At 65.7% G+C, this 24,011-nt stretch carries 22 protein-coding genes and 1 pseudogene; 13 read left to right on the top strand and 10 right to left on the bottom strand.

Going from position 1 to position 24,011, the window contains the following annotated elements; translation table 11 throughout:
* The first annotated feature begins 16 nt into the window (after window positions 1–16).
* From CA237_RS03470 to CA237_RS03435, 8 genes are all read left to right on the top strand, one after another.
* Window positions 17–1,183, top strand: coding sequence for a D-alanyl-D-alanine carboxypeptidase family protein (locus CA237_RS03470; RefSeq protein ID WP_066687935.1), 1,167 nt, complete (start codon window positions 17–19; stop codon window positions 1,181–1,183).
* The gene (tmk, locus tag CA237_RS03465) at window positions 1,180–1,806 is read left to right on the top strand and encodes a dTMP kinase (protein ID WP_066687932.1); all 627 of its coding nucleotides are present in this window, start codon (window positions 1,180–1,182) and stop codon (window positions 1,804–1,806) included. Before CA237_RS03470 ends, tmk begins: the two co-directional genes overlap by 4 nt.
* Window positions 1,803–2,789 (top strand): AAA family ATPase, encoded by a 987-nt coding sequence (locus tag CA237_RS03460; RefSeq protein WP_066687929.1) that lies wholly within the window; start codon window positions 1,803–1,805, stop codon window positions 2,787–2,789. Before tmk ends, CA237_RS03460 begins: the two co-directional genes overlap by 4 nt.
* An 11-nt stretch (window positions 2,790–2,800) precedes the next feature.
* A complete protein-coding gene (gene metG / locus CA237_RS03455) occupies window positions 2,801–4,348 on the top strand; it encodes a methionine--tRNA ligase (RefSeq protein WP_066687926.1) in 1,548 nt (515 codons plus the stop codon).
* A complete protein-coding gene (locus CA237_RS03450) occupies window positions 4,345–5,124 on the top strand; it encodes a TatD family hydrolase (RefSeq protein ID WP_066687923.1) in 780 nt (259 codons plus the stop codon). Before metG ends, CA237_RS03450 begins: the two co-directional genes overlap by 4 nt.
* A complete protein-coding gene (locus CA237_RS03445; RefSeq protein ID WP_066687921.1) occupies window positions 5,121–5,885 on the top strand; it encodes an MBL fold metallo-hydrolase in 765 nt (254 codons plus the stop codon). Before CA237_RS03450 ends, CA237_RS03445 begins: the two co-directional genes overlap by 4 nt.
* A complete protein-coding gene (locus CA237_RS03440; protein WP_232307841.1) occupies window positions 5,882–6,487 on the top strand; it encodes a TIGR02281 family clan AA aspartic protease in 606 nt (201 codons plus the stop codon). The genes CA237_RS03445 and CA237_RS03440 overlap by 4 nt, the downstream gene beginning before the upstream one ends.
* 154 nt (window positions 6,488–6,641) lie before the next feature.
* On the top strand, window positions 6,642–8,054 hold the full coding sequence (locus CA237_RS03435; RefSeq protein WP_126012810.1) for an ISNCY family transposase: 1,413 nt from the start codon (window positions 6,642–6,644) through the stop codon (window positions 8,052–8,054).
* 20 nt (window positions 8,055–8,074) lie between these two features.
* Here the strand turns inward: CA237_RS03435 and CA237_RS03430 are convergent, their stop codons facing one another.
* Complete coding sequence (locus CA237_RS03430; protein WP_164523817.1) at window positions 8,075–8,899, bottom strand: hypothetical protein; 825 nt, start codon at window positions 8,897–8,899, stop codon at window positions 8,075–8,077.
* A 315-nt stretch (window positions 8,900–9,214) separates the two neighbouring features.
* Between CA237_RS03430 and CA237_RS03425 the strand changes: the two genes are divergently transcribed.
* Together CA237_RS03425 and mazG are read left to right on the top strand one after the other, a co-directional pair.
* Window positions 9,215–9,631, top strand: a complete 417-nt coding sequence (locus CA237_RS03425; RefSeq protein WP_126012806.1) for a DUF4279 domain-containing protein — start codon at window positions 9,215–9,217, stop codon at window positions 9,629–9,631.
* Between the two features lie 588 nt (window positions 9,632–10,219).
* Window positions 10,220–10,939: a nucleoside triphosphate pyrophosphohydrolase gene (mazG, locus tag CA237_RS03420; RefSeq protein WP_066687919.1), complete on the top strand. Its 720-nt coding sequence runs from the start codon at window positions 10,220–10,222 to the stop codon at window positions 10,937–10,939.
* 251 nt (window positions 10,940–11,190) lie between these two features.
* Here the strand turns inward: mazG and hflX are convergent, their stop codons facing one another.
* From hflX to dusB, 7 genes and pseudogenes are all read right to left on the bottom strand, one after another.
* Complete coding sequence (gene hflX / locus CA237_RS03415; RefSeq protein WP_066687916.1) at window positions 11,191–12,477, bottom strand: GTPase HflX; 1,287 nt, start codon at window positions 12,475–12,477, stop codon at window positions 11,191–11,193.
* Window positions 12,474–12,980 (bottom strand): annotated as a pseudogene (gene hfq, locus CA237_RS03410) (RNA chaperone Hfq); the annotation flags it as partial. The pseudogene hfq and the gene hflX, both read right to left, overlap by 4 nt.
* A gap of 117 nt (window positions 12,981–13,097) precedes the next feature.
* Window positions 13,098–14,480, bottom strand: coding sequence for a sigma-54 dependent transcriptional regulator (locus CA237_RS03405; protein WP_066687913.1), 1,383 nt, complete (start codon window positions 14,478–14,480; stop codon window positions 13,098–13,100).
* A complete protein-coding gene (locus CA237_RS03400) occupies window positions 14,477–16,744 on the bottom strand; it encodes an ATP-binding protein (RefSeq protein WP_066687911.1) in 2,268 nt (755 codons plus the stop codon). Before CA237_RS03400 ends, CA237_RS03405 begins: the two co-directional genes overlap by 4 nt.
* A gap of 68 nt (window positions 16,745–16,812) precedes the next feature.
* Window positions 16,813–18,267, bottom strand: a complete 1,455-nt coding sequence (gene ntrC / locus CA237_RS03395) for a nitrogen regulation protein NR(I) (RefSeq protein ID WP_066687909.1) — start codon at window positions 18,265–18,267, stop codon at window positions 16,813–16,815.
* Window positions 18,264–19,295 carry an ATP-binding protein gene (locus CA237_RS03390; protein ID WP_066688129.1) on the bottom strand — a complete coding sequence of 344 codons (1,032 nt, stop codon included), beginning with the start codon at window positions 19,293–19,295 and terminating at the stop codon, window positions 18,264–18,266. Before CA237_RS03390 ends, ntrC begins: the two co-directional genes overlap by 4 nt.
* A 14-nt stretch (window positions 19,296–19,309) precedes the next feature.
* Window positions 19,310–20,305: a tRNA dihydrouridine synthase DusB gene (dusB, locus tag CA237_RS03385; protein ID WP_066687907.1), complete on the bottom strand. Its 996-nt coding sequence runs from the start codon at window positions 20,303–20,305 to the stop codon at window positions 19,310–19,312.
* A 91-nt stretch (window positions 20,306–20,396) separates the two neighbouring features.
* On the opposite strand from dusB, the gene CA237_RS03380 reads away from it, so the two are divergent.
* The 3 genes from CA237_RS03380 to CA237_RS03370 are packed head-to-tail and all read left to right on the top strand — an operon-like array spanning window position 20,397 to window position 22,595.
* Window positions 20,397–21,539, top strand: a complete 1,143-nt coding sequence (locus CA237_RS03380) for a bifunctional 2-C-methyl-D-erythritol 4-phosphate cytidylyltransferase/2-C-methyl-D-erythritol 2,4-cyclodiphosphate synthase (RefSeq protein WP_066687905.1) — start codon at window positions 20,397–20,399, stop codon at window positions 21,537–21,539.
* The gene (locus tag CA237_RS03375) at window positions 21,536–22,051 is read left to right on the top strand and encodes a hypothetical protein (RefSeq protein WP_066687903.1); all 516 of its coding nucleotides are present in this window, start codon (window positions 21,536–21,538) and stop codon (window positions 22,049–22,051) included. The genes CA237_RS03380 and CA237_RS03375 overlap by 4 nt, the downstream gene beginning before the upstream one ends.
* Before the next feature lie 4 nt (window positions 22,052–22,055).
* Complete coding sequence (locus CA237_RS03370; protein ID WP_066687901.1) at window positions 22,056–22,595, top strand: CinA family protein; 540 nt, start codon at window positions 22,056–22,058, stop codon at window positions 22,593–22,595.
* Here the strand turns inward: CA237_RS03370 and CA237_RS03365 are convergent.
* Entirely contained in the window at window positions 22,517–23,017 is a 501-nt protein-coding gene (locus CA237_RS03365) for a type II toxin-antitoxin system RatA family toxin (protein WP_066687893.1), read from the bottom strand. The genes CA237_RS03370 and CA237_RS03365 overlap by 79 nt on opposite strands.
* Window positions 23,017–23,943, bottom strand: coding sequence for a lipoyl synthase (gene lipA, locus CA237_RS03360; protein ID WP_066687890.1), 927 nt, complete (start codon window positions 23,941–23,943; stop codon window positions 23,017–23,019). Before lipA ends, CA237_RS03365 begins: the two co-directional genes overlap by 1 nt.
* Window positions 23,944–24,011 lie beyond the last annotated feature (68 nt).

Raw genomic sequence — 24,011 nt, 5'->3', positions numbered from 1 at the left:
CGGAACCACGTGCCCCATGCGTAAGATCGCCCTTTCGAGCATCGCCGCCATCGCCATTGCCACCCCCGGCATCGCCGCCGCGCCGCCGTTCGAAACGCCGGCACCGGTCGCGTTCATGACCGACCTGTCGTCTGGCGCGACGCTCTATGCCAAGGATGCCGACCGGCGAATGCCGCCCGCGTCGATGGCGAAGATGATGACCGCCTATGTCGCGTTCGACCTGATCAAGAAGGGCGAGCTGAAGCTGAACGACATGGCGACCGTCTCGCCGGAAACGTGGAAGAAGTGGCACGGGCCGCAGGCCGGTTCGACCATGTTCCTGTCGGTGAACGAGAATGTCAGCGTCGAAAACCTGCTCTACGGCATCATCGTGCTGTCGGGGAACGATGCCTGCGTGGTGCTGGCCGAAAAGATCGCCGGTTCGGAAGAGGCGTTCACCAACCTGATGAACCAGCGGGCCAAGGAACTGGGCCTGAGCAACAGCCATTTCGGTACGTCGAATGGCTGGCCGGACGAAGGGCGCACCTATGTGACCGCGCGCGATCTGGCGAAGCTCGCCACCGCGACGATCCAGAACCATCCGCAGCTGTACAAGAAATTCTACTCCAAGACCGATTTCACCTGGGGCAAGACGCTGGGCGAAGGCGCCGCGATTACCCAGGCGAACCGCGACCCGCTGCTCGGCCGCGTCCGGGGCGCCGACGGGCTGAAGACCGGCCATACCGAGGAAGCCGGCTATGGCTTCACCGGATCGGCGGAACAGGACGGTCGCCGTCTGGTGATGGTGCTGGCCGGGCTGACCAGCTCGAACCAGCGGATCGCGGAATCGGTAAAGTTCATGAACTGGGGCTTCGGGGCCTGGCGTGCACGTCCGATCGTCGCCGCCGGCAAGCGCGTCGAAACGGCTGAGGTTCAGCTGGGCGACTCCGCGACTGTCGGCCTGGTTGCGCCGCGTGCGCTGACCGTGACCATGCCGGCCGGAACCAACAGCCCGATCACAGCGAAGGTGGTCTATACCGGTCCGATCAAGGCACCGATCGCCAAGGGGCAGCATATCGCCGATCTGGTCATCGCATCGCCCGACACCGGGGAACAGCGCATGCCGCTGGTCGCCGAAAAGGACGTGGCCGAAGCCGGCTTCTTCGGTCGCGTCTGGGCAAGCCTGACCTCGCTGTTCGCTTGAGTGCGGGCCGGTTCCTGACGCTGGAGGGCGGGGAAGGGGTCGGCAAATCGACCCAGGCCCGCGCCCTTGCGGCGGCACTGGAGACGCGCGGCATCCATGTGGTGCTGACGCGCGAGCCGGGCGGCAGCGAGGGCGCGGAGGCGATCCGCGACCTGCTGATGCAGGGCGATGTCCGGCGGTGGAGCGCGCATGCCGAAGCGCTGCTGTTCGCCGCCGCGCGCGCCGACCATGTCGAAAAGCGCATCCGGCCGATGGTGGATGCGGGCAGCTGGGTCATCTGCGACCGCTTCATCGACAGCACGCGCGCCTATCAGGGGGCACAGGGGATCGACGACGCCGCCATCCTCGCGCTGCACGGCTTCGGATCGCGCGGCTTGCTGCCCGACCGGACGCTGCTGCTGACGCTTCCCGATGGTGAGGGGGATCGGCGGGCGCAGGCGCGTGACGGCGGCGCGGCCGATCGGTTCGCCGCGCGCGACGATGGGTTTCACCGCTCGGTCGCGGCGACCTTCGACCGTATCGCGCGCGACGAGGCCGATCGGGTCCGCCGGATCGACGCGTCGGGGCGGGTCGAGCAGGTCACGCAGCGCCTGATCGACGCGATAGCCGACCTGTTGCCGTGAGGCTGATCGGCAATGATGCCGCGCGCGACGCCTTTGCCGCAGCGGCGGACGGCACCGCCCTCCATCACGCGTGGCTCCTGACCGGTCCCGAAGGGGTCGGCAAGGGCATGTTCGCGCGCGAAATGGCGCTGCGGCTGCTCGCGACGGCGCTCGACGGTCGCAGCCGGATGCGCGGAGAGATTGCCGAGGATCACCGGGTCGCGCAGTTGATGGCGGCCGGCGCCCATCCCGATTATCGCGAGCTTGTCCGCCTTCCCAAGGACCCGGACAAGCCCGATCAGGACATTGCCCGCAGCATCAAGATCGATGAGGTTCGCACCCTGCAACCGATGTTCGCGACCAAGCCGGCGCTGTCGTCGCGGCGGGTGATCGTGATCGACGCGATCGACGACCTGGAGCGCCCCGGCGCCAACGCGCTGCTCAAGAATCTGGAGGAGCCGCCGGTCGGCACGATCTTCCTGTTGGTCAGCCATTCGCCCGGTCGATTGCTCCCGACGATCCGCTCGCGCTGTCGCCAGTTGCGGTTCGACCCGCTGACCGACGATCAGGTGGCGGCAGTCGTCCGCACGCACATTCCGGAGATCGAAGCGGCGGAGGTCGCGGCACTGGTCGCAGCGGCCGACGGATCGCCGGGCCGCGCGCTGGCCTATGCCGGGCTGTCGGTGGCGGCGCTCGACCGCGACCTGTCGGAAATCGCCGCGACCGGCGATACCGACAACCGCATCCGCTCGCGCCTTGCCAAGTCGCTCGCCGGCAAGACCGCGCAGCCGCGTTATTCGGTCTTTCTCGACCGGGCTCCGGCGCTGATCGCCGCGACTGCCCGTACCCGAACCGGACCGGGGCTGCGCGATGCGCTGGACGCCTATGACAAGGCGCGGTCACTGGCGGCGATGGCACCTGCGCTGTCACTGGTGGCGGAAACGACCGTCTTCGAAATGGCGGGCCTCGTCGCACGACTGGCGCCGGGGCGCGGGATCGCCTAGAGGCTCGGACCATGTCCGATCCATTCTACATCACCACCGCGATCCATTACCCGAACGGCCGGCCGCATATCGGCCATGCCTATGAAATGATCGCCGCCGACGCGATCGCCCGCTTCCAGCGGCAGGCCGGACGCGACGTCTTCTTTCAGACCGGGACCGACGAACACGGTCTGAAAATGGTCAAGACCGCACGCGACCGCGGCGTCGAGGTTCGCGATCTCGCGGACGAAATGTCCGGGTATTTTCGTGACATGGTGGGCATTCTGAACATTTCGTGCGATCGGTTCATCCGTACCGTCGAGCCGCAGCATTATGCCGCTTCGCAGGCGATCTGGACCGCGATGCGCGATGCCGGCGACCTCTACCTCGACCGGTATGAGGGCTGGTATTCGGTCCGCGACGAAGCCTTTTACGAGGAAAAGGAACTGACCGACGGGGAGGGCGGGGTACGCCTGTCGCCGCAGGGTACGCCGGTCGAATGGACCGCCGAGGAGACGTGGTTCTTCCGCCTGTCGAATTATCAGCAGCCGTTGCTCGATTTCTACGCGGCCAACCCGGACTTCATCCAGCCGGAAAGCCGTCGTAACGAAGTGCTGCGCTTCGTCGAAGGCGGACTGACCGATCTGTCGGTATCGCGCACCAGCTTCGACTGGGGCGTGCCGATCCCCGACAGTCCCGGCCATGTCATGTATGTCTGGGTCGACGCGCTGACCAATTATCTGACCGGGGCGGGTTATCCCGATGCGCCGAACCATTACTGGCCGGCGGCGCTGCACCTGATCGGCAAGGACATCGTCCGCTTCCACGCGGTCTATTGGCCCGCCTTCCTGATGTCGGCGAAGCTGCCCTTGCCGCATAAGGTGTTCGGCCATGGCTTCCTGCTGAACCGGGGCGAAAAGATGTCGAAGTCGACTGGCAATGTGGTCGACCCGATCAAGCTCGCCGAACTCTATGGCGTCGATGCGCTGCGTTATTTCCTGCTGCGCGACATCAGCTTCGGGCAGGACGGCACCTTCTCGGACGAGGCGATCGTCGCGCGCGCCAACAGCGATCTCGCCAACAGTTTCGGCAACCTTGCCCAGCGCACCCTGTCGTTCATCGCCAAGAATTTGGAAGGCGCGCTGCCGGACGAGGGGCGGGGTGATCCCGCCGATGCCGCGCTGTTGACGGCCGTGGGTGAGGCGATCGACGGCTACCGCTCCGCCTTTGCCGAACTGGCGCTGGGGCAGGCGCTGGAGGCGTGGATGCGCGGTGTCTTCGCCTGCAACCAGTATATCGACGTGCAGGCGCCGTGGGCGCTGCGCAAGACCGATCCGGAGCGGATGCATGCCGTTCTCGGCACGCTGGTCCGCGCGATCCGCGATCTCGCCATCGCCATCGAACCGGTGGTTCCGGCCTCGGCTGCCGCCCTGTTGGCGCAGTTGGGGCAGTCGGGCAGGGGGCATGAGGCGCTTGGCGATCATGGCTGGTATGGCGAACAGCAGGGCGCCGGGTTCCGCATCGCGCCGCCGACGCCGATCTTCCCGCGACTGGCGCTTGCCGAGGTCGAACCCGCATGAAGCTGGCCGACAGCCACTGCCATCTGAACTACAAGGGTGTCGCCGATGCCTCGGAGGAGGTGCTGGCACGGGCGCGCGCTGCCGGCGTCGTGGCGATGCTCAACATCTCGACGCGCGAAAGCGAGTGGGATGCGGTGATCGGCACCGCCGAGCGCGAACCCGATGTCTGGGCGACGATCGGCATCCATCCGCATGAGGCCGACGAGCACCCGCACGTCGATACCGACCGCCTGATCGCCGCCGCTGCGCATCCCCGCGTCGTCGGCATCGGCGAAAGCGGCCTCGACTATTATTACGACCATAGCGACCGCGCCGCCCAGCAACGCAGCTTCCGCGCCCATCTGGCCGCCTGCCGCGAAACCAGGATACCAATCGTCGTCCACACGCGCGACGCCGAGGCAGATACCGCCGCGATCCTGCGGGACGAGCTGGGGAAGGGGGCCTTTCCCGGCGTCCTCCACTGTTTCACCGGTTCGGCCGAACTCGCCCGCATCGCGCTCGACCTCGGCTTTTACATCTCGATTTCCGGCATCGTGACGTTCAAGAGCGCGCTGAGCTTGCAGGCGGTCGCCCGTGACCTGCCGCTCGAAAGACTGCTGATCGAAACCGATGCGCCGTTCCTGGCGCCGGTGCCGCATCGCGGGAAGCCCGGCGAGCCGGCGTTCGTCGCCGACACCTGCCGCTTCCTGGCGCAATTGCGTGGCGAGGAACCGGAGCATCTGGCTGACGCGACCCGCGGGAATTTTCACCGTCTCTTTGCCAAGACGCTGGCATGAAGATCCGTATCCTCGGCTCGGGCACGTCGTCCGGCGTGCCGCGGATCGGAAACGACTGGGGGGCCTGCGACCCCGCCGAACCGCGCAATCGTCGGACGCGCGTGTCGGCGTTGGTCGAACATGCCGGGTCGCGCATCCTGATCGATACCGGCCCCGACATGCGTGAACAACTGCTTGCCGCCAATGTCGCGACCGTCGACGCCGTGCTGTGGACGCACGACCACGCCGATCATTGCCACGGCATCGACGACCTGCGACAGCTGTTCCACAACGCCCGTGCGCCTGTGGCGGGCTATGCGCGCGCAGCCACATTGGCGAGCCTGACATCGCGGTTCGATTATGTGTTCGCGGGTCGGGCAGGGTATCGCGCTACGGTCGCCGGCGCCTTGCTGCCCGACGAACTGACCATCGGCTCGATTACGGTTCGGTGTACCGATCAGCCGCACGGATCGATCGAATCCGCCGGATTGCGGTTCGACAGCGATCGGGCTTCGATCGGCTATGCTACCGATTTCAGCAACGTGACGCCGGAAATGCTCGAACTCTACCGCGATGTCGACATTCTGGTCGTCGACGCCCTTCGCGTCGCGCCGCACCCGACGCATCCTTCGCTTGACCAAGCCATTAAATTCGCGCGGAACTGCAGGGCAGGTCGGACCGTCCTGATCCACATGGATCATTCGATGGACTATGCGACGCTGCGTGACAGCCTGCCGGACGGTGTCGAGCCCGGCTATGACGGGATGGAATTGGTCCCGTGACCGACAATCGGGCGATCTACGTCGTGCTCGGCCTGATGATGCTGATCCTGCCGTTATCGTCGCTGCTGGCACGACGGCCCTCGGCTGGCGTGGTCGTTCGGTCGCTGTTCGGCTGGGCGGTGATCGTGGCGATCCTGTACGTCGCGTTCAGCAATCGCGAGCGCATTACTGAATTGGCGGGAACGATGGGAGAACAGCTAGGTGTTGCCGAGCAAAGCGTCGAGGGCGATACCGTGCGTATCCGACAGTCGGTCGATGGCCATTTCTGGGCGGTGGCGCAGCTCAATGGAGTCGAGCGCCGGATGCTGATCGACAGTGGTGCGACGTCCACGGCGATCTCCGAAGCGACCGCGCGGGCGATCGGTGTGACGCCGCGACGGGTGCCGCCGGTGATACTGTCGACGGCGAACGGGACGATCCAGGCAGCACGCGGGCGGATCGAGACGGTGCGGATCGGCTCGCTCGAAACGCGGGACTTGCCAGTGGTGATTTCGCCGACCTTCGGTGAACTGGACGTGGTAGGTATGAATTTCCTGTCGCGGCTCGGAAGTTGGCGAGTGGTACGCGGAACGTTGGTCCTCGAAGCCGAGAAACCGATATGATTTTACATAATGTTTATTATCGGAATAGGATAGATGGGTGTCGTGTAGACGCAACGTACAAATGGCACATTCCCGCTATTTAGAAAAGGCACAGCCGTTCTGCAGCGGGCCTCCGGTGCCATAACCATCCTCGGACATCGAGGATGTGTGAGCGATGACGGTGCTGACGATGAGTGCTGCGGAAGTGAGCCGGTTCGATACGCTGAAGCGGCTCGACCGCGGCGAGATCCGGCCGGTTGATGCCATGGCGCTGCTGGGCTTGCAGCGCAGTCAGCTATACCGCCTGCTCAAGCGCCTCCGACGAGATGGTGCCGCCGGCCTCGTGTCCCGCAAGCGCGGGCGGCCGAGTAATAGGCGGTTCAGCGACGCTTTCCGCGACCAAGTCGTTGGCATCGTGCGCGAGCGCTATGCTGACTTCGGGCCGACGCTGGCGTGCGAGTACCTGGCAGAGCAGCATGGCATCACGCTGTCGCGCGAGACGCTGCGGCAGATGCTGATGGCGGCTGGCGTGTGGAAGGCCAAGGTCGCCAAGCGCGCTCGGCTTCACCAGTCACGCTACCGGCGCGAGTGCCGCGGCGAGCTGGTGCAGGTCGACGGGTCGGACCACGACTGGTTCGAGGGCCGCGGCTCGCGCTGCACGCTGCTGGTCTACATCGACGATGCCACCAGCGAGCTCATGCACCTGGAGATGGCCGAGAGCGAGAGCGCCTTCTCCTACATGCGCGCGACCCGCAGCTACCTCGAGTGCCACGGCAAGCCGGTAGCCTTCTATTCGGACAAGCACAGCGTCTTCCGGAACAACAACGCGGCCGCCGACAGCGACGGCATGACGCATCTCGGCCGAGCGCTCGACAAGCTCGGCGTCGAGATCATCTGCGCCAACTCGCCGCAGGCCAAGGGGCGTGTCGAGCGCGCCAACGGCACGCTGCAGGACCGGCTGGTCAAGGCGATGAGGCTGGCGGGCATCTCGTCCATCGACGAAGCCAATGCCTTCCTCCCCTCCTACGTCGCTCGGCACAATGCCCGGTTCGCGTGTGCGCCAGCGGACCCGCGGGACGTCCACCGCCCGCTCGCCGCGCATGAGAACGTCGAGGCCGAGATGGTGTGGCGCGAGGAGCGGACCGTCACCGCCTCGTTGGCGCTGCACTTCAATAAAGCCATGTTCATCCTCGAGCCGACGCCCCTCACCCGCTCGCTGGCGCGCAAACGCGTCCACGTATGCGAGTACCCGGACGGTCGCATCGAGATCCGCCACGGCGAGCGCGTGCTGCCCTACCGTGTGTTCGACAAGATGCGCCGGGTGAACCAGGCCGCCATTGTCGACAACAAGCACCTGGGGGCCGCCCTGGCGATGGCGCAGGCCATCCAGGCAGTCGCGCCGCATCATCCCAAGCGAAACAACAATGAGCCGGCGCGCAGCTCCCGGTCCGTCGGGGTGTTCGCAGCCCCTGCCCCCGCCACGAGCAAGATTGACCGGCGCCGGCTGTGCACGCCGAAGCTGAAGCGCGGCCCTCGCCTCTCCAACGAGGAACTAGTGGCACGCGGCCTAGGCGAATACGTCCGTTAGCGCCCAAGCAGCGGACGTTGTCACGAGCCATTGTTGATCTGGTAGCGTTGCAGGAAGGCCTCAGGCAGTCCTGCCGCTTCGGCAGCAATGGCGCTCATCGTCGGATCGGTCCAGACATCCTCAAACAATGCCCCAACCTTCATGTCGTGCGCGACCTCTACGATAGCTCTACGGTTGTCCAGCGGAAGGAAGGAGCCACCTACGTCGCTGCCTTTCACGGCGTGCGACCAATCCCACCCGACATCAAATGGGCCGTTCTCGGGGAGCTCGGCGGGCTGATTGATCTCACCTGTCAAAATTGGATTAGCACCGGTCAACCATGTTATAACCTGTAACTGCCAGTGTCGGTCGGAAATGCCTATGACCGAACGAAACCAGGCTTCAACATTGCTCGCCGCCAAGTACTTAGCAGAGAAGAACAGCGACGCGGATATCAGATTGCCTGCACGCCACCAGCCCGCTACTCCACTCGGGCCGGTCCATTTGGAAAGGCAATTCGCAAAGTCAAGTTCTCCGTCCGGCCAAAAGATGGGTGACATGATGTAGCGGCCTAGAGTGTGAAGCGCGTCATCATAGAACTCTGGGTACGGCAGCGTGCCCTCGACATCGGGGTGCTGGTTCATAAAGGCTGTAAACAGCCTTTCGGCGGGTTGAAAATAGGTCGGCTTCCACCGACGCACTATGAGCTGTGGTAACAGGTAGTGGAACCATTCGACCCATTCCGCGAGTAACCCGAAGTTGCTCGAACCTGACGCAATTTCCTCAAGCGGCTGCATAACAGCGTCATCGGGCAGCGTGGCTATGTCGCCTAGCAATTGCGGGTACATCTCCCGCTCGGGCGCCATGAACCATGCTTCCCCCATTGGCGCCGCAGGCTTTGGAAAAGCGCGAGCCATACGAAGGAGCGCGGTGCGATCTGGTCCCACACCTGGCGTCCACAGAAACGATGATGAGGCAGCTTCGGGCATTCTGACGGCCATAATCAGGAATCGCTAACGTCCACTTTCCTGCCAATCTCGGCCATTCCCCGTACCGCCCGCCTGACGCACCTCAAACGTCTGAGATTGGCAGGTTAGGCGACGGTCCGCTTTTGGCGCTCGAATGCGGATTGCTGCCGTTGAACGCCTTCCCCGCAGCACCGGCGGAGGATAGGAAGGGCGATGGACAACCTGCATCGAGCCATCGTTTCTGTGTTGATTGACGGCGATGACCTTCAGCCGTCCGAAATTACGACCCTCCTTGGCCAAGCGCCGCGATTAGGCGTTTCGAAGGGACAGTCTTTCACAACCAGCCATGGCCAACAAACCGTGGCAGCGACGGGGTTGTGGCAGTATGGTGCAGCTTGGGAGTTCGAGCCCGATCTAAACCAACAGATCGGTCTTGTTCTTTCCAGCCTAACCAGCGATCTTTCAGCATGGACCGAGGTGACTCGCCGGTATAATTGTTATGTGGCTATCGGCGGCTACTTTCATGATTGGACCGGCGGCTTGACACTGGAGCCGGGCACGTTGCAGCTGCTTGCCGAACGCAATCTGGCGATCGACCTCGATCTTTACGCCCCGGCAGCATCGGCCTGAACGGCAGAGTGACCTGTTTCGGGAGGCGAGATAGCCACGTGGAACGGCGTAGTTTGGGCGTTCGCGGCCGTCCACCGGCGTTACCGAGCCCGCTGCTGTCGCAGCGGGTCCAAGGACGTCAGAAACGATAGGACAGCGCCTCAGCGGGGGCAGCGCTGCGCTGCTTGGGGGGCTCCACGCTGCCCCCGCTGCCACCACGAGTGTCATTTCTAATTGGCGGAGAATGTGTCTTTTCTAACTGGCGGCAACAGATAGATGGGTGTCGAAACCGGGCACGATGGCATTCACATGACGCGTGACGCGCGTGCGACGGACGGTATTTCTGACCGGGATATCCGTCATAGCGCCGGTCCGGCGTCCGGTGGTGGTGGCGACGATGGTGCCACCGGAGCTACCGGCCGGCATTTCGGTTCCGACGTTAGCACGCGGGCGGATATCGATCGTGCCGCCCTTGCAACAACCACCGCCGGGCAACATGCTGTTGCGGAAGTTTGCACAGAGGTTGGACAGACCGATCCGGCGGCCGCGGGGGATGGTGGCGACTTGGTCGCTCCGCCGCGGGATATCGTTGGTCGCATCGTCGGAATCATGGCGCGGCTGCGTGATCCGGAGCGCGGATGCGAATGGGATCGGGTCCAGACGTTCGAAACCATCGCGCCGTACACCATCGAGGAGGCTTATGAGGTGGCCGACGCCATCGCGCGCGGCGACATGACCGATCTGAAGGACGAACTGGGCGACCTGTTGCTGCAAGTGGTGTTCCACAGCCGGATCGCGGAAGAAGCCGGGCTGTTCGATCTCGGCGACGTGGTCGATGCGATCAGCGACAAGATGGAGCGGCGGCACCCGCATATCTTCGGGGACGCCGAAGTTGGCGGTCACCATCTGTGGGAGCAGGTCAAGGCGGCGGAGCGTCGGGAGAAGACCGGACAGGGCGGCGCGTTGGCCGGCGTCGCGCTGGGCCTGCCGGCATTGGCGCGAGCGGAAAAGTTGCAGAAGCGGGCGGCGCGGGTCGGGTTCGATTGGCCCGATGCGGCGGGGCCGCGAGCCAAGATCGACGAGGAACTGGCGGAGGTGGAGGCGGCGAGTGATGCCGACCGGATGGAGGAGGTCGGCGACCTGCTGTTCTCCGTCGTCAACTGGGCGCGGCATCTGGGTATCGATCCGGAAGCGGCGTTGCGTGCTGCCAACGCGAAGTTCGAACGACGGTTCGCGGCGATGGAAGCCGAGGATGCAAACTTCGGCGACCGAACGCTGGCGGAATTGGAAGAAGCGTGGGTCCGGGCGAAGATCAGCCCCCTTCCCTGACGAAATTTCCAGCGATTTCAGGAAATTCGGCCGTAGAGTCGCTGATGCGGCGCCCGATAGCTAGCATCGGGCACGCGCCTGTCGAGTCCTGAAGGGCGTTTTTCGGACTCTGGCGGACTCCTGCCCTTTTCGTCGGATGAATCCGGGCGTTTAGAGGCCCCTTCCCCATCCAGCGTAACCTTTGTCGCCGATGGAGAAGAAACGTTTCCCCGGGGGATAAGTCCCCGGGAACCAGAATATGGAGCGCGGCCCTATCGGGTGAGAAACCGATCATAATCGGCCGGCGCCATTCGCACATCGTAGAATGCACGGTCGTCGTCGACCCAATGATCGGTCACTTCACCATGGGCATGGAGCCATGCGGCACTGGCACCGTCTTCGGGTGCCAGCGCGATGCGGTAACGGCGATGCCCTTCGGTCAGCCGGTCGCCGACGGTGCGGATCAGGCGATCCACGCCCTCCCCGGTCAGCGCGGACAAGGCGACGATATCCTCGCGATGCGCCGCCTCCCCCAGCATCTCGGTGCGGTCGTCCTCGCTCAACAGGTCGAGCTTGTTCCACGCCTCGATCCGCGGGGTCGTGTCGTCGACCCCGATCTCGCGCAGCACCGCCTCCACATCCGACGCTTGCGCCGCCGTGTCGGGATGCGCAACGTCGCGGACGTGAATCAGCAGGTCGGCCGACACCACCTCTTCGAGCGTGGCCTTGAACGCCGCAACGAGCTGAGTCGGCAGGTCGGAAACGAAACCCACCGTGTCCGACAGGATCGCCTTGTCGATGCCAGGCAGCGAAACCTGCCGCAGCGTCGGGTCGAGCGTTGCGAAGAGCAGGTTTTCCGCCATCACGTCCGCCCCGGTCAGGCGGTTGAACAATGTCGATTTGCCGGCATTGGTGTAGCCGACCAGCGCGACGACCGGCCACGGGGCACGCTGCCGCCGGTCCCGGTGCAGCGTCCGGGTGCGCGAAACCGCATCCAGTTCGCGCCGCAGCCGCGCCATCCGGTCGCGGATCAGGCGGCGATCCGCCTCGATCTGGGTTTCACCGGGACCGCCGAGAAAACCGAAACCGCCGCGTTGCCGCTCAAGGTGGGTCCAGCTACGGACCAGGCGACCGGCCTGATAGTCGAGGTGGGCGAGTTCGACCTGCAACCGCCCCTCGGCCGTGCGCGCGCGTTCGCCGAAGATTTCGAGGATCAGCCCGGTCCGATCGATGACCTTGCAACCCAGCGCGGTTTCGAGGTTGCGCTGTTGCACCGGCGTCAGCGCCGCGTCGAAGACCGCGAGTTGCAGATCCTCGTCGCGTACCATCTGCGCCAGTTGATCGACCTGTCCGCTGCCGATCAGCGTGCCGGGCTTGGGGGCGCGGACGCGGAAGGGCACGCGGTGTCGGACGTCGACCCCGATAGCGAGGGCTAGGCCGGCGGTTTCCTCCAACCGGGCATCGGCATCGCGCGCCGACCCGCCCATGTCGGGCAGGACGACGATCGCCGAAGCGCCGCGGGTGAACTCCTGTGCGTCGCGGTCGAAACCGGTGCTCAAGCCTCGTCCGCTCCCGATGCCTGTTCCTCGGCAAGGTTCAGCGGATTGGCCGGCTGAATGGTCGATACGGCATGCTTATACACCAGCTGCGACATGCCTTCGCGCTGGAGCAGCATGCAGAACAGGTCGAACGCCGCGATCTGGCCCTGCAACATCACGCCGTTGACCAGGAACATGGTGACGTTTTCCTGCGCCTTGCGCACGGCGTTGAGGAAGATTTCCTGCAGCGGTGCGTGCTTCGACGTATTCTCCGCCGCGGCCTCGATCACCGACGACAGGTCGGTCGGGCCGGCGGGCATGATCGTCGAGATGGCGTGCTTGTAAATCAGCTGCGACTGTCCGTCGCGGCGCAGCAACACCGAAAAATTGTCGAACCACGTCACGATCCCCTGGAGCTTCACGCCCTTGACGAGGAACATCGTGACCGGCGTCTTCGACCGGCGTAGCGAGTTGAGAAACAGGTCCTGAAGCGACCCTTGCCGTTCGGCCATGACTTGCCCTTGTTCTTGGCGGGAATTTCCCGCTGAGTGTCTTTAACCGTCACCCGGTTGCCGCACCCCTGTGGCGCGGAGCCAGTAATTTAGGCCCTACCCCGCGCCGCCGCAATGGTTCGAACGGCGCTATTCGTCGCCGCGCGTTTCGGTAATGCCGAGCAGCTTCAATTTGCGGTGCAGCGCAGAGCGTTCCATGCCGATGAAGGTCGCGGTGCGCGAAATATTGCCCGAAAAGCGGCGGATCTGAACCCGCAGATATTCGCGTTCGAACGACTCCCGTGCCTCGCGCAGCGGCGATCCCATGATCGCACTGGCGGTGGCGCCCCCCGCCCCGTCGCCTGCCGAGCCGAGCACTTCGGGCGGCAACAGATCGATATCGATCCGCGCGATACGGTTGCCCGGTGCCAGAATGACGGTGCGTTCGACGACGTTGCGCAGCTGGCGGACATTGCCCGGCCATTCATAGCTTTGCAGCGCGATCATTGCGTCGGGCGCGACCTCCGGCGTCTGGACCCGGCGTTCGTTGGCGTAATGCGCGACGAAATGTTCGACCAGCGGGGGGATATCCTCACGCCGTTCGGCCAGCGAGGGGATTTGCACCGGCACCACGTTGAGGCGGTAATAGAGATCCTCGCGAAAATTGCCGTCGATGATCTCCTGCTGAAGATCGCGCGCGGTCGCCGAGACGACGCGGACATCGACCTTCACGACCCGCGTGCCGCCGACGCGGGTAAAGCTCTGGTCGGTCAGCACCCGCAGGATACGCGCCTGGGTCGCGATCGGCATGTCGGCGATTTCGTCGAGGAACAGCGTCCCGCCATGCGCCTGTTCGAGCAGGCCGGGCCGGACGAGATTGCCGCCCTCCTCTACGCCGAACAGTTCTTCGTCGACACGTTCGGGCGTCATGCGCGCCGCGCTGACGATGACGAATGGCGCCTGTGCCCGCTGGCTCCATCCATGGAGCAGCCGGGCGGCGACTTCCTTGCCGACCCCTGCCCCGCCGGTGATGAGCACGCGGCTACCGGTGCCGGCGACGCGCTTCAGCGTTGCGCGGACGCTGTTGATCGCGGTCGAGCTGCCGGTCAGGTCGTCCTCGCGGCCGGCCGAGGCACGCAGCGACGCGACCTCCTGCCGCAGGCGCTCGGTTTCGGTCGCACGCTGGACGAGGAAGAGCAGCCGTTCTGCCTCGAACGGCTTTTCGATGAAGTCGACGGCGCCGCGCCGGATCGCGGCGACGGCGGTATCGATATTGCCATGGCCGGAAATGACCAGCACCGGCAACGACGGATCGCGCGCCTTCAACTCGTCGAGCAACTCAAGCCCGTCGAGGCGCGAACCCTGCAGCCACACGTCGAGCAGCACCAGCGATGGACGCCGCTGGGCCACCGCTTCGAGTGCGGCATCGCTGTCAGCCGCGCCGCGCGTCTCATAGCCTTCGTCCTCCAGAACGCCGGCGACGAGTTCACGGATGTCGGTTTCGTCGTCGACGACGAGAATGTCGAGCTTCATGCGGGCGTTCCGGTCCGGGTAAGCATGGGGTGGCGCGTTGTAACCTCCTGTGAATCGTCATCTTCCGCTGTCCCGGTCCCGGCCAGCGCGGCCAGGATCGCGGGATCGAAGATGATCGATACGATCGTCCCTCCACCGGGACGGTCGGCGAACGATATGGTTCCGAAATGTTCTTCGACGATCTTGCGAACGATGGCGAGGCCGAGGCCGGTGCCGCCCTTGCGCGTGGTCATATAGGGTTCGGCGATGCGATCGCGCTCGATCGGCAGGCCGATGCCGTTGTCGCTGGTATCGATGTGCATCCGCCCCTGCGCATCGTAACGGACGTCCATTTCGATCCGGCCGCGGGGGGCGCCTTCGGGACGGGCGGCGACGGCTTCGGTCGCGTTCTTGACGATGTTGGTGAGTGCCTGTCCCAGCTGGCGACGGTCGCAGACGAGCGGCGCGGCGCCGGCGGATTCGAGCGCGAAATCGATGTCGGGATGCGCAACCTCGTGCAGGAACAGGCTCTGCCGGGCGAGCTCGGCGATCGATTCGTGGCGGAATACGGGCTTCGGCATCCGCGCGAAGGACGAGAATTCGTCGACCATGCGGCGCAGGTCACCGACCTGTCGGACGATCGTCTCGGTCAGGCGGGCGAAGGTGCCATCGTCTTCGGTCAGCTTGGTGCCATAGCGGCGCTGGAGCCGTTCGGCGGCGAGCTGAATCGGGGTCAGCGGGTTCTTGATCTCATGCGCGATGCGACGGGCAACGTCGGACCAGGCGGCGCGGCGCTGGTCGAGCAGCTGCTGGGTGATGTCGTCGAAGGTCAGGATGTGTTGGCCATCGTCGCGAGTGATGCGGACGGCGAGCGTCTTGGCCTCGCCACCCGACGCCAGCTGGATGATCGCGTCCTGCGTCTCGCCGCCCAGCAGCGCGTCGAGTTCGGGGGCGACATCGCCCAGCGGACGGCCGACCAGCGGGGTGTTGCCGGTCTTGAGCAGCGCGGTGGCCGAGCTGTTGACGAGCTTGATCGTACGGTCGGGGCCGACCGAGACGACGCCGGCGCTGACGCCCGACATGACCGCCTCGATCAGGGCGCGGCGGCTGTCGATCTGGGCGTTGGCGGCGACGAGTTCGCCGGTCTGTTCCTGCAACCGTTCGGTCATGCTGTTGAAGGCGCTGGCCAGCGTGCCGATCTCGTCCTTCTGTCGTGTGCCGTTTGGCTCAGGCACGCGCGCCGACAGGTCGCCCCCGGCCACGCGGCGGGCGGCGCCGACCAGCGCGCCGACCGGGCGGACGAGGCGGTCGGCGACGGCTAGCGCCACGAAGACGGCGAGGCCGACGATGATGAGCGAGACGACGAACAGTGCGATGTTCAGGCGGAGCTGGACGCTGCGGGAGCGGGCAAGTAGCGCGTCGTAATCGGACAGGATCGCACGGGTGCGGCTGAGACGTTCGGTATAAGTCGCGAGGTCGATGTCGCGTGCGGAATAGACATAATAAGGCGTGTCCATCACCCGCGTTACCGACTGCACCTGCCGGTTGCGGACGCTGACATAGCTGGGCTTGCCGGCGCGCAGGGCAGCGATCGACTTCGGATCGATGCTCCAGCGCAACGGGCCTTCGTAGATCGAGGCAGACGCCAGCGAACGCGGGCGGCCGTCGGGCGGAATCTCGAATACCACCGAATCGCTCAGCGAGCGGAACACGATGCTGTTCTGGTACAGCAGGCGGAATTCGTCGCTGTCGATCGAGTAGCGATTATTCAGCAGCATGCGACGAATGTCGGAGGCGACCGCGACGTTCTGACCGTCAACCGCATCGAGAAATTCATTGTAGGACGACTGCGCCAGTACCTGGGCATTCTCGAAAATGCCGCGCGCACGTGGCGAGGACCAGAATTCGACGCCATATTGGAACAGGAACGACGCGACGATGGTGACCAGCAGCATCGGTACGCTGGCGAGGATCGAGAACAGCGCGACAAGCCGGACGTGAAGCGTCCCCGTACCGCCAATCTGCGACCGGGCGGCGCGGCGCATCGCGATCCGCCGGCCGACCAGCACCAGCAGCGCCATGGCGGGGATCAGGTTCGCGATCAGCACCAGCGCCATCAGCGACGGCGTCGGCAACTGGCCCCGCGTGCTCTGCGATCCGTCGAACAGCAGATAGCTGCCGACACCGACGGCGATCACCGCCCCCAATACGGCGACCTCGATCGCCGGGAACCACTGCGCCGGGATCGATGTGGCGCGCTTCGGTTCCGTTAACGCTGCAACCATAGTTGCCGTTTTACAACATTCCCGGCTCAAAGCACGTCAAATCGCACCTCGGCCGTATCGCAAAGCGATTAGCGTTCCTTCTCCGCATGATAGGCGCGGACCGCCGGGTCGATCCCCAACTCGTCGAGCCGCTTGCGCAGCGTGTTGCGATTGAGACCCATCGCCTTTGCGGCACGCAACTGGTTGTTACCGTGGCGATCGAGCATCGCTTCGATCAACGGGCGTTCGACATCGGAGATCAGACGGTCGTAGAGCGTGCCATCCTCCATCGCCACCGGCTCCTCGCGGGCGACGCGGCGCAGCCAAGCGCGGACGGCGTCACCCAGATCGGCATCGGGCTGCGCCGTCGTTCGTCCGGCGGTATCGCCCAGCGCGCCGCGCAAATCGCCTGCCTCGATCGCCGCATCACGGCCCAGCACCGCGACGCGGCGCATCAGGTTTTCGAGCTCGCGGACATTGCCCGGCCAGTCATGCGCCTCCAGCAATTCCTGCGCATCGGGTGTCAGCGTCTTGCGCGGCAATCCATCGCGTGCCGCCTGGTCGAGGAAATGCCGCGCCAGCAACGCCACGTCCTGCCGCCGTTCGCGCAACGGCGGAAGCGCGATCGGCACGACGTTCAGTCGGTAGAACAGATCTTCGCGAAACTGACCCGACTGGACCTGCGCCGCTAGCGTTTTATTGGTCGCCGCGACGATGCGGACATCGGCGCGGATGACCCGCGCGCCGCCGACGCTGGTGAACTCCCCCGATTGCAGGACGCGCAGCAGCCGGGTCTGCGCCTCCATCGGCATGTCGCCGATCTCGTCGAGGAACAGCGTCCCACCCGCCGCCTGTTCGAACTTGCCCGCCGAGCGTTGCGCCGCGCCGGTAAAGGCACCGCGTTCATGGCCGAACAGCTCGGCCTCGATCAATTCGCGCGGGATCGCCGCCATGTTGAGCGCGATGAACGGCGCGCGGCGGCGGCGGCCGAGGTCGTGGATCGCCCGCGCGACCAGTTCCTTGCCCGTGCCCGATTCGCCGGTGACCAGCACGGTCAGGTCCGTCGCGACGACGCGCGCGATCACGCGGTACACGTCCTGCATCGCCGGGGAGCGCCCGATCAGCGGCAAGGATGAATCGATCGCGTCGACCGGCTGTTCCTCTGCGCCGCGCGATCGCCGGGCGAGCGCACCGCGCACCGCCAGCGCCAGCGTGTCGAGATCGAACGGCTTGGGCAGATAGTCGAACGCCCCCGCCTCCGTCGCTCGGACGGCGGTGGTCAGCGTGTTGCGGGCCGACAGGACGATGATCGGCAGGTCGGGAAATTCGGCATTCAGCTTTGCCGCCATTTCCAGCCCGTCGCCATCGGGCAGGACCACATCGGTGACGAGCACGTCGGGCAACCCGGCGCGCAGCTCCGCACGGAGCTGTCCCAGCGTACCCACGGTCTGCACCGCATGCCCCTCCCGCCGAAGCGCCTGCGCGACAACGGTCCGGATCGCCGCGTCGTCATCGACCAGCAGGATGCGCGACGTGTCGGTCATGCGCGCGGCAGGTGGATGCGGAACACGGTCATCGGCGGATATCCTTCACGGGCATAGCGGACGAAGCCATTCATCTCCCCGACCAGCTTTTCAACCATCGGCAGGCCGAAGCCCCTCCCCTCGCGCTTCCCCGAAACGAAGGGTTCGAAGAGGTGGCCGGCGATATCGGCGGGCGCGCCGGGACCGTTGTCGGTAATGGTCAGCTCGATAGGCACCGCTCGACGCTGTCCCCCGCCAATGCTGTGCGACATGCCGTGGCGATAGGCGGTGCCGAGAATGATCCGGGGGCGTTCGATCTCGTCCAGCGCCTCAGCCGCATTCTTGAGCAGATTGACGAGAACCTGCACGAACGCATCGCGGTCGATCCGCACCGGGGGAAGCGAGGGGTCGAAGCGTTCCTCGATCACGATCCCGCGCGCAAAACCGGCCGAGGCCAGCTGTACCGCATGGGCGAGGACCGGGTAGATGTTCTGCGCCTGCAACGCGCGCGGGCGATCGTCGGTAAAGTCCTGCATCCGGTCGATCAGCGCGGCGATGCGGTCGACCTCCGCGATGATGAGGTCGGTCAGGACACTGCGATCGTCGACCTCGCCCGACAGCAGCTGCGCCGCGCCGCGAATGCCCGACAGCGGGTTCTTGATCTCATGGCCTAGCATCGCGGCGGCGCCGATCGCGGCGCGGGCGCCGGCAGCCTGCGAACCGCTATGCCCGTCGCGCACGCCGTACAGCATGATGACCCGCCATGCCGATCCGTGCGCGGCGGGCGTATCGTGAAAATCGACGCGAAGCCGTCCCCCGCGCCGCAGCTGCAATTCGCAGTCGTAGCTGGCAAAGGCGCGCCCGTCGCGCTGTTCGGCATAGCCTGGCGGCAGCGACAATATCTGTTCGAGCGACAGGCCACGCATCGCCCGGTCGGACTGGTTGAGTAACAGCTCCGCCGCGCCATTGGCATGGGCGATACACCCCGCCTCGTCCAGCACCAGCGCCGCCACCGGAAGTCCGGCAAACAGCTCCGTAAAGGACGGCATGGCGCCGGTTGCGATCACGCCGCCGCGCGCGTGCACCACGGCGCGTAGAAATCGGCGAGCATGCCGAGCACGGTGCGCGAATCGGGCTGCTGGTTCACCTTGTTGCGGAACTCGGCCGAGCCGTGCAGCCCCTTGGTGTACCAACCGATATGCTTGCGCATCATGTTGACGCCGGTTTCCTCGCCATAATGGTCCAGCATCATGTGATAATGTTCGACGATCAGGCGATATTGTTCCTCGACCGAGGGATCGGCCGGGCCATGGCCGCCCAACAGCGCCGCCATCACCTGCGCCAGCAGCCAGGGACGACCATAGGCGCCGCGGCCGATCATCACGCCATCGGCACCCGACTGGTCGAGCGCGGTGCGCGCGTCGTCGACCGAGCAGATATCGCCATTGACGATCACCGGCACCTTTACCGCATCCTTCACCCGGCGGACGAACGCCCAGTCGGCATGGTCGCGATACATCTGATTGCGGGTGCGGCCGTGCACGGTGACCATCTGCGCGCCCAGATCCTCGGCGATATGCGCCAGTTCGGGGGCGTTGAGGCTCGAATGATCCCAGCCCATCCGCATCTTGACGGTGACCGGCACCTTCACCGCCTTTACCACCGCCGCGATCAGGTCGGCGGCGAGCGGCAGGTCGCGCATCAGCGCCGAACCGGCATCGCCGTTCGTCACCTTGCGGACCGGGCAGCCCATGTTGATGTCGATGATCGCCGCACCCTTGTCCTCGGCGAGCTTGGCGGCCTCGCCCATCTCGACCGGGGTGCAACCGACCAGCTGCATCGACACCGGTTCCTCGGCCGGGTCCCACATCGCCTTCTGAATCGACTGGCGCGTTTCGCGGATCGCCGCCTGGCTGGCGATCATCTCCGTGACATTCAGCCCCGACCCGTGCCGCCGCACCATCTTGCGGAACGGCAAGTCGGTGACACCGGTCATCGGCGCGAGGATCACCGGCGTGTCGATGACGACGTCGCCGATACGGATGGGAGCTAGGGTCATGGATTGTGCCTGAAAATTGGGCAGCCCTTACCGTATCCGCCCGCCAAGGGCAAGGCTGGCGGGCCGCCACCGCTTGCGCTAGGCGGGCGCCATGCAGACCGGACCCACAGTCGCCCTGATCGTTGCCGCCGGAACCGGCATCCGGTCGGGCAGCAGCCTGCCCAAGCAATATGCCCCGATCGCCGGGCGGGCGATGATCGCGCACGCCCATGCGGCGCTGGACGGCCATCCCGGCATCGACCACGTGCTGGTCGTGATCGGCGAGGGACAGGAGGCCTTGCTCCGCGCCGCAATCGGCGAGGTCGCGTTCGTGACCGGCGGTGCCACGCGGCGTGAGAGCGTCGCCGCCGGGTTGGCCGCGATCGGGGATGCCGCGCGCGTGCTGATCCACGACGCGGCACGGCCGTTCGTGCCCGCCATCGTCATCAACCGGTTGCTGGCAGCATTGGACCATACACCCGGCGCGGTGCCGGTGCTGCCGGTGGCCGATACGCTGGCGCTGGCTGGTGAGGCGCTGGGCGACGTGGTGCCCCGCGACCGGTTGGTTCGGGTGCAGACACCACAAGCCTTTGCGGTGTCCGCCATCCGCAACGCCCATGCGGCGTGGGACGTTACCGCCGAGGCGACCGATGACGCGCAGATGCTGCGCGCGATCGGGCTGGACGTGGCGATGGTCGAAGGGGACATCATGCTCGAAAAGATCACCTATCCGGCCGACTTCGCCGCCGCCGAAGCCCGTGCGCTGCCCGCGCTCGTGTCGCGCAGCGCGACCGGTTATGACGTCCACCGGCTGGAGGCGGGCGAGGAATTGTGGCTGGGCGGCGTGCTCATCCCGCACGATCGCGGGCTATCGGGGCATAGCGATGCCGATGTCGTGCTGCATGCGATCACCGATGCGCTGCTCGGCACGATCGGCGCGGGCGATATCGGCACGCACTTCCCGCCGAGCGACCCGCAATGGCGCGGCGCGGAATCGGGTCAGTTCCTGCAACACGCCGCATCGCTGGTGCGGGTAGAGGGCGGGGTCATCGATTTCGTCGACCTGACGCTGATCTGCGAGGCGCCGAAGATCGGCCCGCACCGTGGCGCGATGCGCGAACGGATCGCGGCGTTGCTGGATATTCCCGAACGTCAGGTGAGCATCAAGGCGACGACCAGCGAGCGGTTGGGCTTTACCGGCCGGCAGGAAGGGATCGCCGCACAGGCGATCGCGACCATCCGGGTGCCGGCATGAAGCGGCTCGCCGCCCTGCTGGCGCTGACCGCCTGCGCCAACGCTCCGGCGCAGACTGCGCAAAGCTGCGTCACGCCGGCCGAGGCCGAGGCGCTGGTCCTGTTCGTTGCCCCTGAACTGATCCGGCAGGCCGGCACGCGCTGCGCCAGTGCCTTGCCGCCGACCGCGCTGCTGCGGCGCACCGGCGGGCCATTCCTCTCACGCTATGAAGCGGAAACCGATGCGGCATGGCCACAGGCCAAGGCGGCATTGTCCCGGCTGACCGCGCCGCAGGCGATCCAGCTGCTCGATTCGGCGTTCGCCGCGCCGATCGTCGCCTCGCTGATCGCGCCGATGGTCGTCGGCAATATCGATGCGGCCGATTGCCCCCGGATCGAACGGGCGGCGAACCTGGTACAGGCCTTGCCCCCGCGCAACGTCGCCGGGCTGATCGTTCTCTTCGCGCAGGTCGATGCCGACCGCGCCAACCCCCAGATGCGGCTGCCCTTGTGCCGGCAGGCCGCGCGGAATTGATAGCATGGACAGCATTCTACCCCCCGAACTGATCGAAGCCGCGCGTCGCGTGGTCGACGAGAACCGCAACGCCGGCCGCCGCGTCGCACTGGCCGAGAGCTGCACCGGCGGACTAGTCGCGGCGGCGATCACCGAGATCCCCGGCTGCTCCGACGTGTTCGAAGCCGGGTTCGTGACCTATTCGAACGAGGCGAAGATCGAGCTGGTCAAGGTCAGCTCCGACGTGATCGAGACCTTCGGTGCCGTATCCATCGCGACGGCATGGAGCATGGCGCAGGGGGCGCTGGAGGTGACGCAGGCTGACGTCGCGGTCGCGATCACCGGCGTCGCGGGTCCCGGTGGCGGCAGCGAGAAGAAGCCGGTCGGTACCGTCGTGTTCGCGCGCGCGGAAAAGGGCGGCGATCCGGCGAAGGTCGTTGCCGACCTGCGCCAGTTCGGCGACCTGGGGCGTGGGAAAATCCGCCTTCAGGCGGCGTTGTGCGCGCTCGAGCTGCTGCTGCCGCCGGAAGTGGCGCCCGAGGAACCCGTGCCGGAATCGCCGTAAAGCGCGGCGGCGCGATCCTCGAACGCGCCGATCATCTTGCGCAGCGCGCGGTCGAACACCTGTCCCGCCAGCATTTCGAACACGCGGTTCTTGAACTGAAAATCGACGCAGAAGTCGACGAGCGTGCCACCCTGCCCATCCGGCTTGAACCGCCAGTCGTTGTTGAGATATTTGAGCGGCCCGTCGAGATAGTCGACGCGGATATGGTTGGGGCGCTCCTTCTGCACCTTCGACGTGAAGCTCTCCCGCAGGCCCTTGAACCCGACGATCATGTCGGCGACCATTTCGGTTTCGCTATCCGACCGCACCCGGATCGCGCTGACCCAGGGCAGGAACTCGCCATAGCGCGCCACATCGGCGACCAGGTCGAACATCTGCTCCGGCGTGTAGGGCAGGTGGCGGGTTTCGCTATGCTTGGGCATCAGGCGCGAACAACGCCCAGCTTGGCGTCACGGTTCGCCCGCATCCGTTCGAAATCGTCGCCGGCGTGATAGCTCGACCGGGTGAGCGGCGAGGATGCGACCAGCAGAAAGCCCTTGGCACGGGCGATGGCGGCGAAGCCGTCGAACGCCTTGGGCGTGACGAAGTCGATGACCTTGGCGTGCTTGGGCGTCGGTTGCAGATACTGGCCCATGGTCAGGAAATCGATATCGGCCGATCGCATGTCGTCCATCACCTGATGCACCTCAAGCCGCTCTTCGCCGAGGCCGAGCATGATGCCCGACTTGGTGAAGATCGACGGGTCGAGCTTCTTGACGCTCTCCAGCAGGCGCAGCGACGCGTAATAGCGGGCGCCCGGCCGGATCGTCGGGTAGAGGCGCGGCACGGTTTCGAGATTGTGGTTGTAGACGTCCGGGCGCGCCGCGACGATCATCTCGACTGCCGCTTCGTGCTTGTTACGGAAATCGGGGGTCAGGATCTCGATCGTCGTTGTCGGGTTCGCGGCGCGGATCGCCTCGATCACCTTCACGAACTGCCTGGCGCCGCCATCGGGCAGGTCGTCGCGATCGACCGACGTGATGACGATGTGATTGAGGCCCATCGCCGCCGCCGCTTCGGCAACATGCTGTGGCTCCATCGGGTCGACCGCGCGCGGCATGCCGGTCTTCACGTTGCAGAAGGCGCAGGCCCGCGTGCAGGTGTCGCCGAGGATCATGACGGTCGCGTGCTTTTTCGACCAGCATTCGCCGATATTCGGACAGGCCGCTTCCTCGCACACCGTCGTCAGGCTCTTCGACCGCATCAGCGCACGGGTTTCCTGCACGACCTTCCCGGTCGGAGCCTTTACGCGAATCCAGTCGGGCTTGCGGGTCCGCTCGGGGCGGGGCAGCGGCGTCATCTCGTTCATGGCTGCCAGATAGCGACGGACGGGCAAACGAACAACCGCCTGCAACGATCGCGTCGCCTGTGCGTCTA

Origin of the sequence: Sphingomonas sp. ABOLH, from assembly GCF_003951715.1 — a bacterium.
Taxonomy (GTDB): Bacteria; Pseudomonadota; Alphaproteobacteria; order Sphingomonadales; family Sphingomonadaceae; genus Sphingomonas; species Sphingomonas hankookensis_A.
Note: the sequence above shows the minus strand (reverse complement) of the source record. Positions and strands in the feature narration are given on the sequence as shown.